Origin of the sequence: Methylosinus trichosporium OB3b (assembly GCF_002752655.1) — a bacterium.
Lineage (GTDB): Bacteria > Pseudomonadota > Alphaproteobacteria > Rhizobiales > Beijerinckiaceae > Methylosinus > Methylosinus trichosporium.
Map to the genome: position 1 here is coordinate 2347813 of NZ_CP023737.1, position 16417 is coordinate 2364229.

Sequence of the window (16417 nt, forward strand, 5' to 3'; positions counted from 1 at the left end):
GAGCGACGCGCGCGTCGGCGAGGCGCTCCGGGGGAATCGCAGCCGACGCCGTGTTTGAATAAAGTCGAGAGGCCTCACAAAATGACGATCAATCTCAAAGCGCCCGAGCTCCGGGAATTGAAGCCCCGCATTCTGGTGTGCGGCGTCGGCGGCGGCGGGGGCAACGCCGTCAACAACATGATCATGTCGGGCCTCTCCGGGGTGGACTTTCTGATCGCCAACACCGACGCCCAGGCGCTCGCCTCCTCGCGCGCCGATCGCATCATTCAGATGGGTCTGCAGGTGACCGAAGGCCTCGGCGCCGGCGCCCAGCCGGAAGTCGGCCGCGCCGCCGCGGAAGAAGCGCGCGAGGAAATCCGCGACCATCTCTCCGGCTCGCATATGGTGTTCGTCACCGCCGGCATGGGCGGCGGCACCGGCACGGGCGCTGCGCCGGTCATCGCCTCGATCGCGCGGGAGATGGGCATTCTCACCGTCGGCGTCGTCACCAAGCCGTTCCATTTCGAGGGCACGCGCCGCCTGCGCATCGCCGAGACCGGCATCGCCGAGCTGCAGAAGTCGGTCGACACGCTGATCATCATCCCGAATCAGAATCTGTTCCGCATCGCCACGGAGAAGACCACCTTCGCCGACGCCTTCGCCATGGCCGATCAGGTGCTCTATTCGGGCGTCGCCTCGGTCACCGACCTCATGGTCAAGGAAGGCCTCATCAATCTCGACTTCGCCGACGTGCGCTCGATCATGCGCGGGATGGGCAAGGCGATGATGGGCACGGGCGAGGCGACCGGCGAGCGCCGCGCCAGCCTCGCGGCCGAGGCGGCGATCGCCAATCCGCTGCTCGACGAAGTGTCGATGAAGGGCGCCCGCGGCCTGCTGATCTCCATCACCGGCGGCAATGACCTCACCCTCTACGAGGTGGACGAGGCTGCGAGCCGCATCCGCCAGGAGGTGGACGAGGACGCCAACATCATCCTCGGCGCGACCTTCGACTCGTCGCTCGAGGGCGTCGTCCGCGTGTCGGTGGTGGCCACCGGCATCGATCTGCCGAGCGCCGCCATGGAGGACAAGGCGGCCGCCGAGGCGCGCCTCGCCGAGGCCGCCGAGCGCCTGCGCGCCCAGACCGCGGCCTCCTATCGCGCGCCGCAGCCCGCGCCGCAGCCGATCGTCGTCGAGACCGCGCCGCAGCCGGCGCCGCAGGCCTATGCCGAGCCGCGCCCGGCCGCCGAGCGGCCCGCCCCGTCCTATTATGCGGAGCCGGCGCATGCGCCCGCGCCGGTGTCTTCGCATGGCGTCTATATCGAGCCGGTCCAGGCCGCCCGTCCGACCTATGCGGCGCATGAGCCGCTGATGGAGCCGGCGCGCGCCCCGCAGCACGAGGAAGAGGGCCCCTATATTCCCCCGGCCGCCGAGCTGCCGCGCGCCCGCCTGCCGCAGATCGAGGATTTTCCGCGGCCGATCCAGGAGCAATATCGTCAGGCGCGTAGCGAGCAGATGCAGCCGTCCGCCTCGGCTTCGGCCTCCACTATGGCGCCGGAGGCGCGCCGGCGCACGCTGCTCGAGCGTCTCGCCTCCTTCGGCGCAAGCCGGCAGGAGGATGCGATGCAGGTCGGCGCGCCCGCCGCGCCGCGCGCCCCGCAGCGGCCTATGACGTCGCCGGCGCCCTCCCCCGCCGATTACGCCAAGCGCCCGGCCGCTCCGGCGCCGGCGCCGGCCGCCCATGCCGGGCTCGATCCGCATGGCCGCCGCGCGCCTGTCCGCTCGCTCGAGGACGAGCAGCTGGAAATCCCGGCCTTCCTGCGCCGCCAGGTCAACTCCTGATCCTCGCGGCTCCGCGAGGATCGACGGAAAGGCCCGCTTCGGCGGGCCTTTCCTTTGCCGCGTCGCCGCCGCAGCTGGCAACAATCTGTAATAAAGCGTGACTGGCCGCCCGTCCCGGCCGCGATTATGGTATGGATCGCGAACAACGCTGGGCGATCGGCAAAGGAAGACGGCCTCGATCACCCTCGTCCTGAGACGCCCGCTTCGCGAGCTCCTCAGGACGAGGGTGCGGAAGCTTATTTTGCACCCGATCGCCTTGCCGAATAATCACGCTTTCCTGCTCGGGTCGGCATGAGGTCATGACATCGCGCCCTTCGACGAATCTGCAGACGACGCTGGCCGCCGCCGTGATCATCGAGGGCGTCGGCGCGCATAGCGGTCGTCGCTCGCGCATCGTCCTCTCGCCCGGCGACGCGGGCTCGGGCGTCGTCTTTTTGCGCGGCGGCCGCGCCTTCGGGCCGGACACGTCGATCGCCGCCCTCTGGCGCAATGTCTCCTCCGGCGAGCTCAGCACGCGCATCGGCGCCGGCGAAGCCGCGATCGCCACCATCGAGCATCTGATGGCGGCGCTCGCCGGGCTTCGCGTCGACAACGCCGTCATCGATATCGAGGGGCCGGAAGTTCCGGCGATGGACGGATCGGCCGCGGCTTTCGTCGCGGCGATCGACGAGGCCGGCCTCGCCTTTCTGGCGGAGCCGCGCCGCGCGCTGCTGGTGCGCGCGCCGGTGCGCGTCAGCGACGGCGCCGCCTGGGCGGAGCTCGCGCCCGCGCCCGACGGCGGCTTCCATATCGATGTGGAGATCTCGTTTCCCGCCGCGCCGATCGGCCGCATGCGCCGGCGCCTCGCGCTGAACCCGGCGCGGTTCCGCGCCGAGCTCGCCCGCGCCCGCAGCTTCGGCTTTCTCGCCGACGCCGAGCGCCTGTGGCGCGCCGGCCTCGCGCTCGGCGCTTCGCTCGACAATACGGTGGTCATCGCCGACGGGCGCGTCCTCAATCCCGAGGGGCTGCGCTTTCCGGATGAATTCGTGCGCCACAAGATGCTGGACGTCGTCGGCGACCTCGCCCTCGCCGGCGCGCCGATCATCGGCGCCTTCCGCTCCTATCGCGGCGGCCACAGCCTCAATCTCGCGCTTCTGGAGACGCTGCTGGCGACGCCCTCCGCCTATGAGCTCATCGGCGACGCAGAGCCGACCATCGGGCGGGCGGGCGCGAATGCGCGCCGCCGCAGGCCCGCCTGCTGAAGCGTCCGCCCCGACGCCGAAGCGATGAGCCGGCCCTGTCAGTAGGTCGCGACGACCGGCGGCGCGACCGGCGGACGGAAGAAATCGAGCCGATAATTGAGGCCGGCGCGCAGAACATGGCCGTTGAAGCGCGAGCGAGATTCGACGGCGACGAGGCCGACGCCGCCGGAGCCGGGGCCCGGAGCCGCATTGGTGTCGAAAGCGAGGGCGCCCGAGGAGCGGACGCCGCCGAGATCGTAATAGAGATATTCGAGCTTGGCGCTCCAATTGCCGCGGAACGCCCATTCGACGCCGCCGCCGGCGGCCCAGCCGACGCGCGTCTGCGCGAACTGGCTCGCGGCGAAGCCGAAGCCGTCCGAATCCGCCGGGAAATTCGTCGAGCCGGCCCAATAGACGCTCTGCGTCTGGGTGACGCGCTGCGACACGCGCCCGAAGGCGAGGCCGCCCGTCAGATAGAGCAGCGCGTCGGGCAGCACGGCGAAGCCGACGCGGCCGCGGACCGTGGCGAGATAATCGATATTGCGATCCACCTGCGTTTGCGTGCCGATGGAGTAGCGCGGCAGATTGGGCACGGTCAGCAGCCGATAGCGCCCTTCCGAGCCCTGCACCGCGGTTCCCTGCACGTCGCCCTCGACGCCGATGACGAAGCGAGGCGAGACTTGATAATTATAGCCGGCCTGCCCGCCGCCGAAGGCGCCGTTCAGATTCGGCGCGGCGACATTGCCGACGCCGAGCGCGGAGGTCGCGCCGAACAGGGGGTCCTTGTCGATGACGGCGACGCCATAGGAATCGACCCCGTTGCGCGCGCCCCAGATATAGCCGCCATTGGCGCCGAGATAGGCGCCCGTCCAGGAGAAGACCGGGGGCGGAGGCGGCGGCGGCGCGATCGAGGGAAGGTCGGCGGCGACGGCGTGGCCGCAGAGCGCGGCGCCAGCGAGCGCTGCGGCGAAGGAAAAGGCTTTCATCGGCAAGGACCCTCGATCCAATGAGCGGTCTCGGGCATTTGGAGCGCCCGATAGAAGAGAAGCGAAACAGGAATCGATCGGCGCAATGATACCGACGTCGTTTACGCCAGGTCAATGCGAGCAGTTGCGCGCTTTTCAGGAATGCTGAAAATTATCGTCGCAGTGACAATGAGATCACATAAGCATCTATACTTACGTTATTCAACGCGCCGGATCAGAGTTGTTTACGGTCGCGCTCCTCGAGGGAAACGCCGAGAGCGCGCAATTGGCTGCGCTCCGCCTCGGTCAGCGCGCCGCCGCTCGCACGGCGTCGACGTGCGGCGAAATAGAGGACGATGGAGCCGCCGACGAGCGCGATCAGCGGCGCCGTCCACAAAAGCAGAGTCTCGGGCTTGACCGGGGGGCGCAGCAGAACGAAATCGCCGTAACGGGCGACGACGAAGTCGCGCACCTCTGCGTCGCTCGCTCCCTCCTTCAGCCGCTCACGCACGATGATGCGCAGATCCTTGGCGAGCGGCGCGTCGGAATCGTCGATCGATTGATTCTGACAGACGAGGCAGCGCAATTCGCTGGCGATGACGCGGGCGCGCGCCTCGAGCTTCGGGTCCGCGAGCTTCTCATCGGGAGAGATGGCGAGGGCGGGAGAGAGCAGCGCGATGTTGAAAAGAAGGGTGGAAAGAAGGAGCGCCGCTCCCCTCTCCCGCTTGCGGGAGAGGGGAGCTCGACGAAGTCGAGACGGGTGAGGGTCCGCCTGGGAGCCCTCATCCGACCCCGCTGCGCGGGGCCACCTTCTCCCGCGAGCGGGAGAAGGAAGAGCGGCGAGATTCGGAAAGAGACGCATCACTCGGCCGCCTGTGCTTGCGCGGCGACGCAGGCGCGGGCGGCGACGCCGATGCGCAGGCGCCGGTCGGCGAGCGAGCAGGCGCCGCCGAGCGCCATGACCACGGCGCCGAGCCAGATCAGCAGCACCAGCGGCTTGTAATAGAGCCGAGCGTCGAGCGTTCCGTCCTCATGCTGCTCGCCGAGCGCCGCATAGACCTGGCCGAGGCCGAGCGTGACGATGCCGGCCTCGGTGCGCGCCATGCGCCGGGCCTGATAGAAGCGCTTCGCCGGCTCGATCTGCGCGAGCGTGGCGTCGCCCTCGCGCACCGCCATCACGGCGTAGGTCTCGGAGTAATTGGGGCCCGCGCGCGACGCCACATCTTCGATCGTGATTCGATAGGGACCGACGTCATAGGCGACGCCGGGCTTCATCGCCACGATCTGCTCCACGCCCCAGCCCGTCGCGGCGAGACCGAGCAGGGTGAGGCCGACGCCGGCATGGGCGATGGAGGCTCCCCAGGCCGAGAGCGGCAGTCCGCGCAAACGCGAGACAGTCGCGCGCAGCGGCGTTCCGCGCGGCGCGGCGCGCATCGCAATGTCGCAGAAGGCGCCGACGACGAGATAGATGGCGAGGCCGGCGCAGATCACCGAGAGGAAGGGCGCGCCATGCAGCGCCCCGAAGATCGCTATAGCGACGACGCCCGCCGCGAAGGCGGCGCGCAGACGTTGCAGGGCGGCGGCGAGATCGCCGCGCTTCCAGGCGAGCATTTGCCCGATCGGCATCAGCAGCACGAGCGGCAGAGCGATCGGGATCAAGACGGTGTTGAAGAAAGGCGCGCCGACGGAAATCTTGTCGCCGGTCAGCGCCTCCAGCGCCAGCGGATAGAGCGTGCCGAAAACGACGGCGAAGCAGATCACCGTCAGCAGCAGATTATTGACGACCAGCGCGCCCTCGCGCGAGATCGGCGCGAAGAGGCCGCCCGTCGGCAGAGCGCCGGCGCGAAAGGCGAAGAGCGCCAGCGCGCCGCCGATGAAGAGCACGAGTATGGCGAGAATGAACACGCCGCGCTCAGGATCGCTGGCGAAGGCGTGCACAGAGGTGAGCACGCCCGAGCGCACGAGGAAGGTGCCGAGCAGCGACAGCGAGAAGGCGAGAATGGAGAGGAAGATGGTCCACACCTTCAGCGCCTCGCGCTTCTCCATCACCGCGGCGCTGTGCAGCAGCGCCGTGCCGGCGAGCCAGGGCATCAGCGAAGCGTTCTCGACCGGGTCCCAGAACCAGAAGCCGCCCCAGCCGAGCGTGTAATAGGCCCAGTACGAGCCCATCGCTATGCCGAGCGTGAGGAAGATCCAGGCGGCGAGCGTCCACGGCCGCACGAAGCGCGCCCAGGCGGCGTCGATGCGCCCGCCGATCAGCGCCGCCGCGGCGAAGGAGAACACGATCGAGAAGCCGACATAGCCGAGATAGAGCAGCGGCGGATGAATGGCGAGGCCGGGGTCCTGCAGGATCGGATTGAGGTCGCGCCCCTGCCAGGGCGGATCGGACACGCGCGCAAACGGGTTGGAAGTGAACAGAATGAAGGCGACGAAGGCCGCGCCGATGAGGCCCTGCACGGCGAGCGTGTCGGCGCGCAGGCGGTCGGGCATGGCGCCGGAGAAGACGGCGATCAACGCGCCGAAGAAGGAGAGCACCAGCACCCACAAGAGCATGGAGCCCTCGTGATTCCCCCACACGCCGGAGATCTTGTAGATCATCGGCTTTAAGGAATGCGAATTCTCGATCACATTGACGAGCGAGAAATCCGAGACGACATGCGCATAGGTGAGCGCGCCATAAGCGAGGGCGACGAGCGCGAATTGCGCGAGCGCCGCCGGTCGCGCGACGCGCATCAAGGAGGCGTCGCGCAGGCGCGCGCCGGCGAAGGGAAGAATCGCCTGCGCGATCGCCAGAGCGAGAGCGAGAATGAGCGCGAAATGTCCGGTCTCGACGATCATCTCTTCTCCCCCGACGCGCCGTCATTGCGAGCGCAGCGAAGCAATCCAGAGCCGCGGGACGGGCTCTGCGCCGCTTCGTCACCCACGCTCCTCGCGATGACGGCCTTCATTTCCCATCGCCCTTCCATACGCCCTGTTTCTTCAGCGCGTCGGCGACCTCGCGCGGCATGTAGCGCTCGTCATGCTTGGCGAGCACGCTGTCGGCGCGGAACACGCCGTCCGGCGCCAGCGTTCCGTCGACGACGACGCCTTGCCCCTCGCGGAAGAGATCGGGAAGAAGGCCGGTGTAGGTGACGCTGAGGTCGCTCGTCCGGTCGGTGACGACGAAGGCGACATTGCGGCCCTCGCCGCGCGTGACCGCGCCCTCCTTCACCAGCCCGCCGATGCGCAGCCGCGCGCCGGGCGCGAGCTGCTTCTGCGCCAGCTCGGAGGGCGTATAGAAGAACACGATATTGTCGCGCAGCGCGAACAGCACGAGGCCGACGGCGAGCGCGAGCGCGGCGAGCGCGCCGCCGATCAGAACCAGCCTCTTGCCTTTGCGCGTCATTCCGTCATCCTCCGACGCCGAGCTCGCGCGCCAGAGCGTCGACGCGAGCGCGGCCGTCCATGTCATTCGCCAGCGCCTTGCGCGCGCCGTCGAGAGCGGCTTTCGCCTTCTCGGCCTCGTCGAGCACGCTATAGGCGCGGATGAGCTTCAGCCATCCTTCGACATCATCGCCATTCTGCTCCAGCCGATCGCGCAAGCGCTCGACCATGGAGCGGATCGCCTGCTGCTGCGCCGCTTGCGGCATGGCGGCGATCTTGGCGCCCGCCTCGCCCGCCGGCGCGCCGCGCAATTGCTCGAGCAACGCCGCGACGCGCTCGCGCCAGGGCGCATCCGGCGTCGCATCGGCGAGAAGCTTGGACCAGATGTCGATGGCCTTGTCGCGCTCGCCGTTCTGCGCGGCGGCGAGGCCGATGTAATAGCGGGCGATGGCGGATTTGGGATCGAGCGCCAGCGCCGCCTCGAAATCGCGCTGGGCCTCCTCGCTCACGCGGCCCTTCTCGGCCATCACGCGCGCTTCGCCGAGCGAGGCGTGGCGATGCGGCGTCGGTCCCAAGAGGCGCAGCGCCTTCGCGAAGGCGTCGATGGCGTCGGCGGCGCGGCCGTTGCGCAGATAGAAGGGCGCCACCACCTCATAGCCGCGCCCATCCTCCGGATGCTCGGCGAGATGCGCCTCGATGCGCGCGACGGCGCTGGCGAGGTCGCTGTGGGCGGGCGCCGCCTCGAGCCGCGCCTGCAACGGCAGATCGGGCAGATCGGAATGGCCGAGGCGCGAATAGACGAAGAGCGCCAGCGCCGGAACGACGACAATGGCGAAAGCGGCGGCGACGACGGCGTTGCGGCGCGACGCCTTGGCGTCGCCGCCGAGCGCGGCGCGGGCGCGCAGCAGCCGGCGCGCGGCTTCGGCGCGGGCGGTTTCGCGATCCTGAGGCGAGAGGCGCCCCTCGTTGGTCTCGCGATCGATCTCGGCGATCTGCTCCTCGAAGAAGGCGATGTCGGTCGTCGCCGGATCGGCGGCCTCGCCGCGGCGCGCGAGCGGCCACAGCACGCTCATCACTGCGGCGCCGGTGAGAAGAGCGAAGACGAGCCAGATCATGGCCCGGTTGTTTAGAGGGAATCCGGGAAAGAGGAAAGGGAGATGGAAATTCTTCGGGAGTTCGGTAGAGACGCGTGTCAGCCGTCGCCGATGGTGGAGAGAAGCGGGCGCTGGACGCGAGAGCGCAGCCGGGCCATATTCGAGTCCATTCAGATAGAGGATGCAGATGCGCTCGGCGGAGACCCAACTCGCGCTGGAAATAGCCGCGCTCCAATGGGAGACGAGGGCAATGGGGCTGCGTCTCGGCGCGAAGATCGAATCGGCCAAGCACGAGGTCAGCCGGGCGCTGCTCGTCGCTGTCGGCCTGCAGACCGTCGTTTTTCTGGGCGCCCTCCTGTTCCTCGCGAGATGCTGGAGCTTGTGATTCTTTTCGAGCAGCCGGCCGGCGTCATCCTGGTGAGGAGAGCGAGCCTGAAGGCTCGCGGTCCCGGCGGCGCGCTCGAACTTCGACCGCGCGCCTTCCGGCTCGCAAAGCAGGAGCTTCGATCGTAGCGCCATGTCCGCCACACTGCCCCCTCTCGCCCTCACCCAGGGCGATCCCTCCGGCATCGGCCCGGAGCTGGCGCTGAAGGCGTGGCGCGCGCGCGACGAGCGCGGGCTTCCGCCCTTCTTCGTCCTCGCGGATCCGGACCATCTCGCCCGCACAGCCGCGGCGCTCGGCCTCGAGGTTCCGCTGCGCGAGGCGACGCCGTCGCAGGCCGCCGCGATCTTTCCGCAGGCGCTGCCGGTGGCGCCGCTCGGGCGCGCGGTTCGCGGCGCCCCCGGCGCTCCGGACCCGGAGGACGCCGCCGCCACCATTCTCTCGATCGAGCGCGCCGTGGAGCTGGCGACGCAGGGCGAGGCGAGCGCGCTCGTCACCAATCCGATCGCCAAAAATGTGCTCTACGCCGCCGGGTTCGCGCATCCGGGCCATACCGAATTTCTGGCTGCCCTGGCCGAACGGCGCTTCGGCCGCGCCTTCCGCCCGGTGATGATGCTGTGGGCGGAAGAGCTGGCCGTCGTGCCGGCGACGATTCACGTCGCTCTCGCAGAGGTTCCGCGCCTGTTGACGCGCGCGCTGCTGGTCGAGACCGGCGCGATCGTCGCCGCGGACCTCTCCGCGCGCTTCGGCATTGCGGCGCCGCGTCTCGCCTTCGCCGGGCTCAATCCGCACGCCGGCGAGAGCGGCGCCATGGGACGCGAGGAGATCGAGGTCATCGCCCCGGCCGTCGCCGAGCTGCGCGCGTGCGGCGTCGACGCCAGCGGGCCGCATCCGGCCGATACGATGTTCCACGCCGCAGCCCGCGCCCGCTATGACGTCGCCATCTGTCCGACCCACGATCAGGCGCTGATCCCGATCAAGACGCTGGCCTTCGACCGCGGCGTCAATGTCACTCTCGGCCTGCCCTTCGTGCGCACATCGCCGGACCACGGCACCGCTTTCGACATCGCCGGCCGGGGAATCGCCGACGCTACGAGCCTCATCGAGGCGATCCGCCTCGCCGACCGCATGACGGCGCGATGATCGACGATCTGCCGCCGCTGCGGGAGGTCGTCGCCAAGCACGGCCTGATGGCCAGCAAGGCGCTCGGCCAGAACTTCTTGTTCGACCTCAATCTCACCGCCCGCATCGCCCGTGCCGCCGGTCCGCTCGAGGGCGCGACCATCGTCGAGATCGGTCCGGGGCCCGGCGGCCTCACCCGCGCGCTGCTGGCGGAGGGCGCCGGCCGCGTCATCGCGGTGGAGCGCGACGCGCGCTGCATGCCGGCGCTGCGCGAAATCGAGGCGCGCTATCCGGGCCGGCTCGTCATCGTCGAGGGCGACGCGCTCGCGGCCGACCCCGCGCAGCTCGTGCGCGAGCATGGCCTCGGCGGGCCGGCGCGCATCTGCGCCAACCTTCCCTACAACATCGCCACCGAGCTGCTCGCCCGCTGGATCGAGGCCGAGCCCTGGCCCTCCGTCTTCGACCGCTATGTTCTGATGTTCCAGCGCGAGGTGGCGCTGCGCATCGTGGCGACGCCGGCGCAGCGCGCCGATTACGGCCGCCTCGCCGTGCTGTGCGGCTGGCGGACGCGGGCGCGCATATTGTTCGACCTGTCGCCCTCGGCGTTCACGCCGCCGCCCAAGGTCACCTCCTCGGTGGTGGAGCTGGTCCCGAACGCCACCCCCGCGGCCTGCGAGCCGCGCCTTCTGTCGCAGGTGACCAAGGCCGCCTTCGGCCAGCGCCGCAAGATGCTGCGCCAGAGCCTCAAATCGCTGCCCTTTCCCGGGCTCGACGTCGGCAGCCTGCTGACGGCGGCGGGCATAGAGGAGACGCGCCGCGCCGAGGAGATCGACATCGGCGGATTCGTCGCATTGGCGCAGGCTCTGGCCGACCTATCTTAATTCCGCAGCGCCTGTGCCGAGGAGGCAGCAAGGAGGCGGGAATGACGAAGTTCTATTTTGCGGCCGTCGAGACCGAAGAGGGTCCGCGCGCCGAGCTCAAGATCGCGACTCCTTTTTCGATCGCGGCGGATGTGTTCGACCCGAGCGAGACTTTGGAGCAATATGAAGCCAAGCTCGACGCCGCGCTCGGCGAGCTCGAGCGCACGCGGGAGGAGGCGCGCGCCTGGTTCGCCCGCCACGCGAGCCCGCCGGCGGGCTGAGCGGAAATTTCACTCTCGGAAATTTCACTTGGCGCGCTCTCCCATGTGGAATATAAGCTGCGTTCTCGTGGCGCGTGGCCTGTCGGTCCCGCGCCGCGACTGTTTTGTGGCGCGCCTCGCCGCGCGCCTCGTGTAAGATGCGGCTGCGGCGTCCCGTCGTGGACCACACCCGGTGAGCAAATGGCCAATCCGTTTCAATTCCTGCAGGACGTGCGTTCGGAAGCGACCAAGGTCGTGTGGCCGACGCGCCGCGAGACCCTGATCACCACCGGACTGGTGATTCTGATGGTGCTGTTCGCCAGCCTGTTCTTCGTGCTCGTCGATAAGACGCTGCATGTCGCCGTCGGGCTGCTGCTGCGGATGGGTCAGTAAGCTGGAGCGCTTTTCGATCGAACGGAATCGTTCGATCGATCAGAATTCGCTCGGACCAAGAACCCGCGGAGCGCGCCGCGCCCGCGCGCCCTGATCGGCAGGGCTTGAGAGATTCGGAGCCGTCGCGCCATCATGAGCATGCGCTGGTACATCGTCCACGCCTATTCGAACTTCGAGAAGAAGGTCGCCGAATCCATTCGGGAAGGCGCCGCGCAGCGCAGCCTCTCGGACAAGTTCGAGGAGATCCTCGTTCCGACCGAGCAGGTGGTCGAGGTGCGTCGCGGCCGCAAGGTCAGCTCGGAGCGCAAGTTCTTCCCCGGCTATGTGCTGGTGAAATGCGACCTCTCCGACGCCGTGTTCTCGCTGATCAAGAACACGCCCAAGGTCACGGGCTTCCTCGGCGCCGACAACAAGCCGATGCCGATCAGCGAGGCCGAGGCGCTGCGCATCAAGGGGCAGGTCGCCGAGGGCGTCGAGCGCCCGAAGCCCACGATCTCCTTCGAGGTCGGCGAGACCGTGCGCGTCGCCGACGGCCCCTTCGCCTCCTTCAACGGCGTGGTGGAGGAGGTCGACGACGCCCGCTCCCGCCTCAAGGTGGCCGTGTCGATCTTCGGCCGGCCGACGCCGGTGGAGCTGGAGTTCGGACAGGTCGAGAAGGTTTGAGACTCCCCTCTCCCGCTCTGCGGGAGAGGGTGGCCCCGCGAAGCGGGGTCGGGTGAGGGCCCCGTCCAGGACCTTCATCCGTCGCGCAGTCGCGCGACACCTTGTCCCGCAAGCGGGAGAAGGAAGAAAAACTCCCCCGTGCGGGGAGGAGAGAACGTGGCGGGCGCGCCCTTCGCCAAAGGGAGACCGCGTCGGACCACGAGCTGCAACCGGCGGCGCGGGCGCGAGCCCGTGATCGCCTTTCGTTGGAGATGAGACATGGCGAAGAAAATCGCCGGCTACATCAAGCTGCAGGTGCCGGCCGGCGCGGCGAATCCGTCGCCGCCCATCGGTCCCGCGCTCGGTCAGCGCGGCCTCAACATCATGGAATTCTGCAAGGCGTTCAACGCCAAGACCGGGCAGATGGAGAAGGGGACGCCGATCCCCGTCATCATCACCGCCTATCAGGACCGCTCCTTCACCTTCGAGCTGAAGCAGCCGCCGGTCTCCTACTTCCTGAAGCAGGCGGCGGGCGTCAAGTCCGGCTCCAAGACGACGGGCCGCAACTTCGTCGGCAAGGTCACGCGCGCGCAGATTCGCGAGATCGCCGAGAAGAAGATGGCCGACCTCAACACGACGTCGGTCGATTCGGCCGCGGCGATGATCGAGGGCTCCGCCCGTTCCATCGGCCTCGAAGTGGTGGGGTGAGATCATGGCGCATATCGGAAAACGCATCGCCAAGGCTCGCCAGAACGTCGAGCGCACCAAGCTCTACGCCGTCGACGACGCCATCAAGCTCGTTCGCGCCAATGCGAGCGCCAAATTCGACGAATCGGTCGAGATCGCCATGAATCTCGGCGTCGACCCCAAGCATGCGGACCAGATGGTGCGCGGCGTGGTCAATCTGCCCAATGGCACCGGCCGCACTCTGCGCGTCGCCGTGTTCGCGCGCGGCCCCAAGGCCGATGAGGCCAAGGCCGCCGGCGCGGATATCGTCGGCGCCGAGGATCTCGTCACCATCGTCCAGGGCGGCACGATCGAGTTCGACCGCTGCATCGCCACTCCGGAGCTGATGCCGCTCGTCGGCCGTCTCGGCAAGGTGCTCGGCCCGCGCGGCCTGATGCCGAACCCGAAGGTCGGAACGGTGACGATGGACGTCGCCGGCGCGGTGAAGGCCTCCAAGGGCGGCGCCGTCGAGTTCCGCGTCGAGAAGGCCGGCATCGTGCAGGGCACGGTGGGCAAGACCTCCTTCGAGGAGGGCAAGCTCGTCGAGAACATCCGCGCCTTCGTCGACGCCGTCGCCAAGGCGAAGCCCGCCGGCGCCAAGGGCACCTATATCCAGCGCGTGGCGCTGAGCTCCACGCAGGGGCCGGGCGTCAAGGTGGATGTGGGGTCGCTCGGCGCGCCGCAGGCGTAAGGCGTCGGCTTTCGCCGAACTCGTCAAAGGGCCGGCGGCTCTCGCCGGCCCGCAGTCGTTCTGGCCACGCCTGTCGCGGTCAGTCTTCGAACAGACGCTCGGTCAGCTGGCGTTCGCTCCAATGAGCGCCCGGCTTGCGATAGCGATATTTATAGATCTGAAAGCCAGGGCTCGAGTCCGACGCCATGACGTGAAAGTGAATGTTTTCTCTGAATTCGGGCTTCATCTCCCAATTCCTGCGCACATTGTCGAACATGAGTTCGAGCATCACGCGAGTTCCCGTCAATCGGAATATGTTGTATTCGACATGTCCCGTCGTTTCCGCCTCCCGTCTTTTGTGCGCGACGAGATTGTCGAACGCCCTTTCGAGCAGTCGATCGAAAATTGGCAGTCGGCGGCGCGCCGCCAGCACGCCATTCATGAAATTGAAGTTGGTCTCCCATCCCTTGCTGAACAAGATCAGCTCGTATCGAGCGAGATCGCCCAGGGTTTCGGCGAGCCGTTCGCTGGAGGACGGCCCAGTATGCGCATCGACATATAATCCGCCGTGGTGGCGAAGCAGGGCGAGCCGCGCGACATCGGACTTGCATGCGGGAATGCGAATTTTCTTATAAATCTCACGCTGGGCGTCGCTGTCGAACAGCGGCAGGACGTCGGCGTCGCCGAAGAGGGTGAAGCTCGGATATGATCGGCGCCAAGCGTGAACGGCCTCCGGCTCATGCGCCTCGAGTCCACTCCAGAAGGTAAAGAACACAGAAAGCGCCTCGCCAAGCAAATTTCTCTTGGCGACCATATGGGCTCGATGATGAAAAGTCGAGAGCCAGGGCGCTCCCGCATCGTCGTATTCGAATTCGGCAGCGCGCGCTCCAATTCTGTCCGAGCCCGGATATGACGTTGCTGATCGCGCGCCGGCTTGCTAAACGAGCGAGCTCGCGCACGCTGCTTGCGGAGCATAGGGACATGAAGGACACGGTCATCCTCGGTCACGATGTCGCCGCGCGCAAGGCCGCCGCCGCAAAGGCGTCGATCGCCGCGAGCGCGGGGCTGACGATCGCCAAGCTCGCCGCGGGCGTCTGGTCCGGCTCGCTGGCGCTCATCTCCGAGGCCGGTCATTCGGCCGCCGACGTCGCCGCCACCGTCCTCACTTATTACGCCGTGCGCCAGGCCGAGAAGCCGGCGGACGAAAAGCACCACTATGGCCACGCCAAGGTGGAGTCGCTCGCAGCGCTGATCGAGACCGGCCTGCTGTTCGGCCTCGCGCTGATCGTCGCCGTCCAGGCGGCGCTGCGCCTCCAGGGCGGCGAGCTCGCCATCGACGCCGGCTGGCCGGCCTTCGCCGCGCTCGGCGGCTCGATCATCGTCGATTTTTTCCGCTCGCGCCGCCTCGCCGCCGTGGCCAAGGAGACGCAGAGCGACGCACTCGCCGCCGACGCCCTGCATTTTTCCAGCGATCTCGTCTCCTCGGCGCTGGTCGTCGTCGGCCTGCTGGCGACGCGCGCCGGCTTTCCGCAGGGCGACGCGCTCGCCGCCATGGGCGTCGCCGCCTTCATCGCCGTCGCCGGCTGGCGTCTCGGCCGCCGCACCGTCGCCACTCTGCTCGACGCCGCGCCGCAGGAGATCGTTCCGCGCGTCGACGCGATCCTGCGCGCGACGCAGGGCGTCATCGCCGTGGAGCGTCTGCGCCTGCGCATGGCCGGGCCGAAACTGATGGGCGAGGCGGTGATCGGCGTCTCGCGCACGCTGCCGCTGGAGCGCGCCGCCCGCATCAAGGATGACGCCGCCGCGGCGATCGTCGAGGCTTTTCCCGGCGCGCTGGTCGCACTCGCCGCCCAGCCGATCGCACTCGACGACGAGACCGTGCTCGAGCGCATCCTGCTGGTCGCGGCGCGGCGGCGCCTACAGGTGCATCGCATCATCGCGCAGCAGATCGGCGAGCGTCTCTCGATCACGCTCGATCTCGAATTGGACGGCGCGATGCCGCAGGGTCAGGCCCATGCGATCGCGACGAGCCTCGAGCAGGCCATTCTCGAGGAGTTCGGCCCCGCCGTCGAGATCGAGACCCATATCGAGCCGCTGGAGCCGCATCTGCTGAACGGGCGCGACGCCGAGCCGCACACCCGCAGCCGCATCGAGGAGGCGTTGGCGCGGCATGCGGCGCAGCTCGGGACCTTGACGAGCATTCACGACGTGCGGGTCCGCGAGACTGCCGACGGGCTGGTCGTCAATTATCACTGCTGCGTCGATCCGCGGCTCTCGGTCGAGGCCGTCCATACGGCGGTCGACGCGACCGAGCGGGCGATCCGCGCGGAGTTTCCGGAGATCCTGCGCATCGCAGGCCATGCCGAGATCGACGATCACATGTAATGCGATTGCCCCCTGGCGGTCGCGGGGCGGCTCTGGATTGCTTCGTCGCTGTGCTCCTCGCAATGACGTCCCATAGGTAACGCTCACGCGCCGTTTCGTGATAGAAGCAGCGAAGGATCCAAAGAGCCGCAAGGGAGCTCGGCCCATGTCCGACGCCAATTCCGACATCGACGCCCTGCCGTTCGAGAAGGCCATTCAGGAGCTCGAGGAGATCGTCGGCAAGCTCGAGAAGGCGAGCGTCTCTCTCGACGACTCGGTGAAGCTCTACGAGCGCGGCGAAGCGCTGAAGAAGCGCTGCGACGCTCTGCTGCGCGAGGCCGAGGCGCGCATCGAGAAGATCACGCTCGCCGCCGACGGCCAGCCCAAGGGCGTCGCGCCGCTGGATGTGGAGTGAAGGGCGAGTAGCGAATAGACACTCATTACGTCTTCATCACGAATGGCCGCAACGATCGGGGCGGCGTCATTGCGAGGAGCGTAGCGACGACGTAACCCAGGGGCCGCCCTGCGGCTCTGGCTT

General features: G+C 68.3%; 18 protein-coding genes. 12 read left to right on the plus strand and 6 right to left on the minus strand.

Annotated features, from left to right (window positions below; all coding sequences use genetic code 11):
- Positions 1-81 precede the first annotated feature (81 nt).
- Together ftsZ and lpxC are read left to right on the plus strand one after the other, a co-directional pair.
- Complete coding sequence (gene ftsZ, locus CQW49_RS11300; RefSeq protein ID WP_024749761.1) at positions 82-1818, plus strand: cell division protein FtsZ; 1737 nt, start codon at positions 82-84, stop codon at positions 1816-1818.
- Between the two features lie 299 nt (positions 1819-2117).
- The gene (lpxC, locus tag CQW49_RS11305; RefSeq protein WP_003614213.1) at positions 2118-3059 is read left to right on the plus strand and encodes a UDP-3-O-acyl-N-acetylglucosamine deacetylase; all 942 of its coding nucleotides are present in this window, start codon (positions 2118-2120) and stop codon (positions 3057-3059) included.
- A gap of 38 nt (positions 3060-3097) precedes the next feature.
- Here lpxC and CQW49_RS11310 read toward each other — a convergent pair whose 3' ends face one another.
- The 5 genes from CQW49_RS11310 to ccmI all read right to left on the minus strand — a co-directional run bounded on the left by CQW49_RS11310 (position 3098) and on the right by ccmI (position 8481).
- Positions 3098-4024: an outer membrane protein gene (locus CQW49_RS11310; protein WP_003614212.1), complete on the minus strand. Its 927-nt coding sequence runs from the start codon at positions 4022-4024 to the stop codon at positions 3098-3100.
- A gap of 214 nt (positions 4025-4238) precedes the next feature.
- Complete coding sequence (locus CQW49_RS11315; RefSeq protein WP_040567278.1) at positions 4239-4682, minus strand: cytochrome c-type biogenesis protein; 444 nt, start codon at positions 4680-4682, stop codon at positions 4239-4241.
- Positions 4683-4864: 182 nt separating this feature from the next.
- Positions 4865-6841 carry a heme lyase CcmF/NrfE family subunit gene (locus CQW49_RS11320; RefSeq protein WP_003614209.1) on the minus strand — a complete coding sequence of 659 codons (1977 nt, stop codon included), beginning with the start codon at positions 6839-6841 and terminating at the stop codon, positions 4865-4867.
- 106 nt (positions 6842-6947) lie between these two features.
- Positions 6948-7388, minus strand: a complete 441-nt coding sequence (gene ccmE / locus CQW49_RS11325) for a cytochrome c maturation protein CcmE (protein ID WP_003614207.1) — start codon at positions 7386-7388, stop codon at positions 6948-6950.
- Between the two features lie 4 nt (positions 7389-7392).
- A complete protein-coding gene (gene ccmI, locus CQW49_RS11330) occupies positions 7393-8481 on the minus strand; it encodes a c-type cytochrome biogenesis protein CcmI (RefSeq protein ID WP_003614205.1) in 1089 nt (362 codons plus the stop codon).
- A 229-nt stretch (positions 8482-8710) separates the two neighbouring features.
- Here ccmI and CQW49_RS26075 point away from each other — a divergent pair, with 229 nt between their 5' ends.
- From CQW49_RS26075 to rplA, 8 genes are all read left to right on the plus strand, one after another.
- Positions 8711-8845 carry a hypothetical protein gene (locus tag CQW49_RS26075; protein WP_274541219.1) on the plus strand — a complete coding sequence of 45 codons (135 nt, stop codon included), beginning with the start codon at positions 8711-8713 and terminating at the stop codon, positions 8843-8845.
- Between the two features lie 132 nt (positions 8846-8977).
- A complete protein-coding gene (gene pdxA / locus CQW49_RS11340) occupies positions 8978-9985 on the plus strand; it encodes a 4-hydroxythreonine-4-phosphate dehydrogenase PdxA (protein WP_003614202.1) in 1008 nt (335 codons plus the stop codon).
- Complete coding sequence (rsmA, locus tag CQW49_RS11345) at positions 9982-10845, plus strand: 16S rRNA (adenine(1518)-N(6)/adenine(1519)-N(6))-dimethyltransferase RsmA (RefSeq protein ID WP_003614200.1); 864 nt, start codon at positions 9982-9984, stop codon at positions 10843-10845. The genes pdxA and rsmA overlap by 4 nt, the downstream gene beginning before the upstream one ends.
- Positions 10846-10886: 41 nt before the next feature.
- Entirely contained in the window at positions 10887-11105 is a 219-nt protein-coding gene (locus CQW49_RS11350) for a hypothetical protein (RefSeq protein ID WP_003614198.1), read from the plus strand.
- Positions 11106-11285: 180 nt separating this feature from the next.
- Positions 11286-11477: a preprotein translocase subunit SecE gene (gene secE, locus CQW49_RS11355; protein WP_003614197.1), complete on the plus strand. Its 192-nt coding sequence runs from the start codon at positions 11286-11288 to the stop codon at positions 11475-11477.
- A 132-nt stretch (positions 11478-11609) separates the two neighbouring features.
- On the plus strand, positions 11610-12140 hold the full coding sequence (nusG, locus tag CQW49_RS11360) for a transcription termination/antitermination protein NusG (RefSeq protein WP_003614196.1): 531 nt from the start codon (positions 11610-11612) through the stop codon (positions 12138-12140).
- A gap of 258 nt (positions 12141-12398) precedes the next feature.
- A complete protein-coding gene (gene rplK, locus CQW49_RS11365; protein ID WP_003614195.1) occupies positions 12399-12827 on the plus strand; it encodes a 50S ribosomal protein L11 in 429 nt (142 codons plus the stop codon).
- Between the two features lie 4 nt (positions 12828-12831).
- On the plus strand, positions 12832-13536 hold the full coding sequence (gene rplA, locus CQW49_RS11370) for a 50S ribosomal protein L1 (protein WP_003614194.1): 705 nt from the start codon (positions 12832-12834) through the stop codon (positions 13534-13536).
- 79 nt (positions 13537-13615) lie between these two features.
- Here rplA and CQW49_RS11375 read toward each other — a convergent pair whose 3' ends face one another.
- Positions 13616-14329 (minus strand): glycosyltransferase, encoded by a 714-nt coding sequence (locus CQW49_RS11375; protein WP_003614192.1) that lies wholly within the window; start codon positions 14327-14329, stop codon positions 13616-13618.
- Between the two features lie 167 nt (positions 14330-14496).
- On the opposite strand from CQW49_RS11375, the gene CQW49_RS11380 reads away from it, so the two are divergent.
- Positions 14497-15900 carry a cation diffusion facilitator family transporter gene (locus CQW49_RS11380; RefSeq protein ID WP_003614191.1) on the plus strand — a complete coding sequence of 468 codons (1404 nt, stop codon included), beginning with the start codon at positions 14497-14499 and terminating at the stop codon, positions 15898-15900.
- A gap of 145 nt (positions 15901-16045) precedes the next feature.
- Entirely contained in the window at positions 16046-16294 is a 249-nt protein-coding gene (locus CQW49_RS11385; protein ID WP_003614190.1) for an exodeoxyribonuclease VII small subunit, read from the plus strand.
- The last annotated feature ends 123 nt before the right edge of the window (positions 16295-16417 follow it).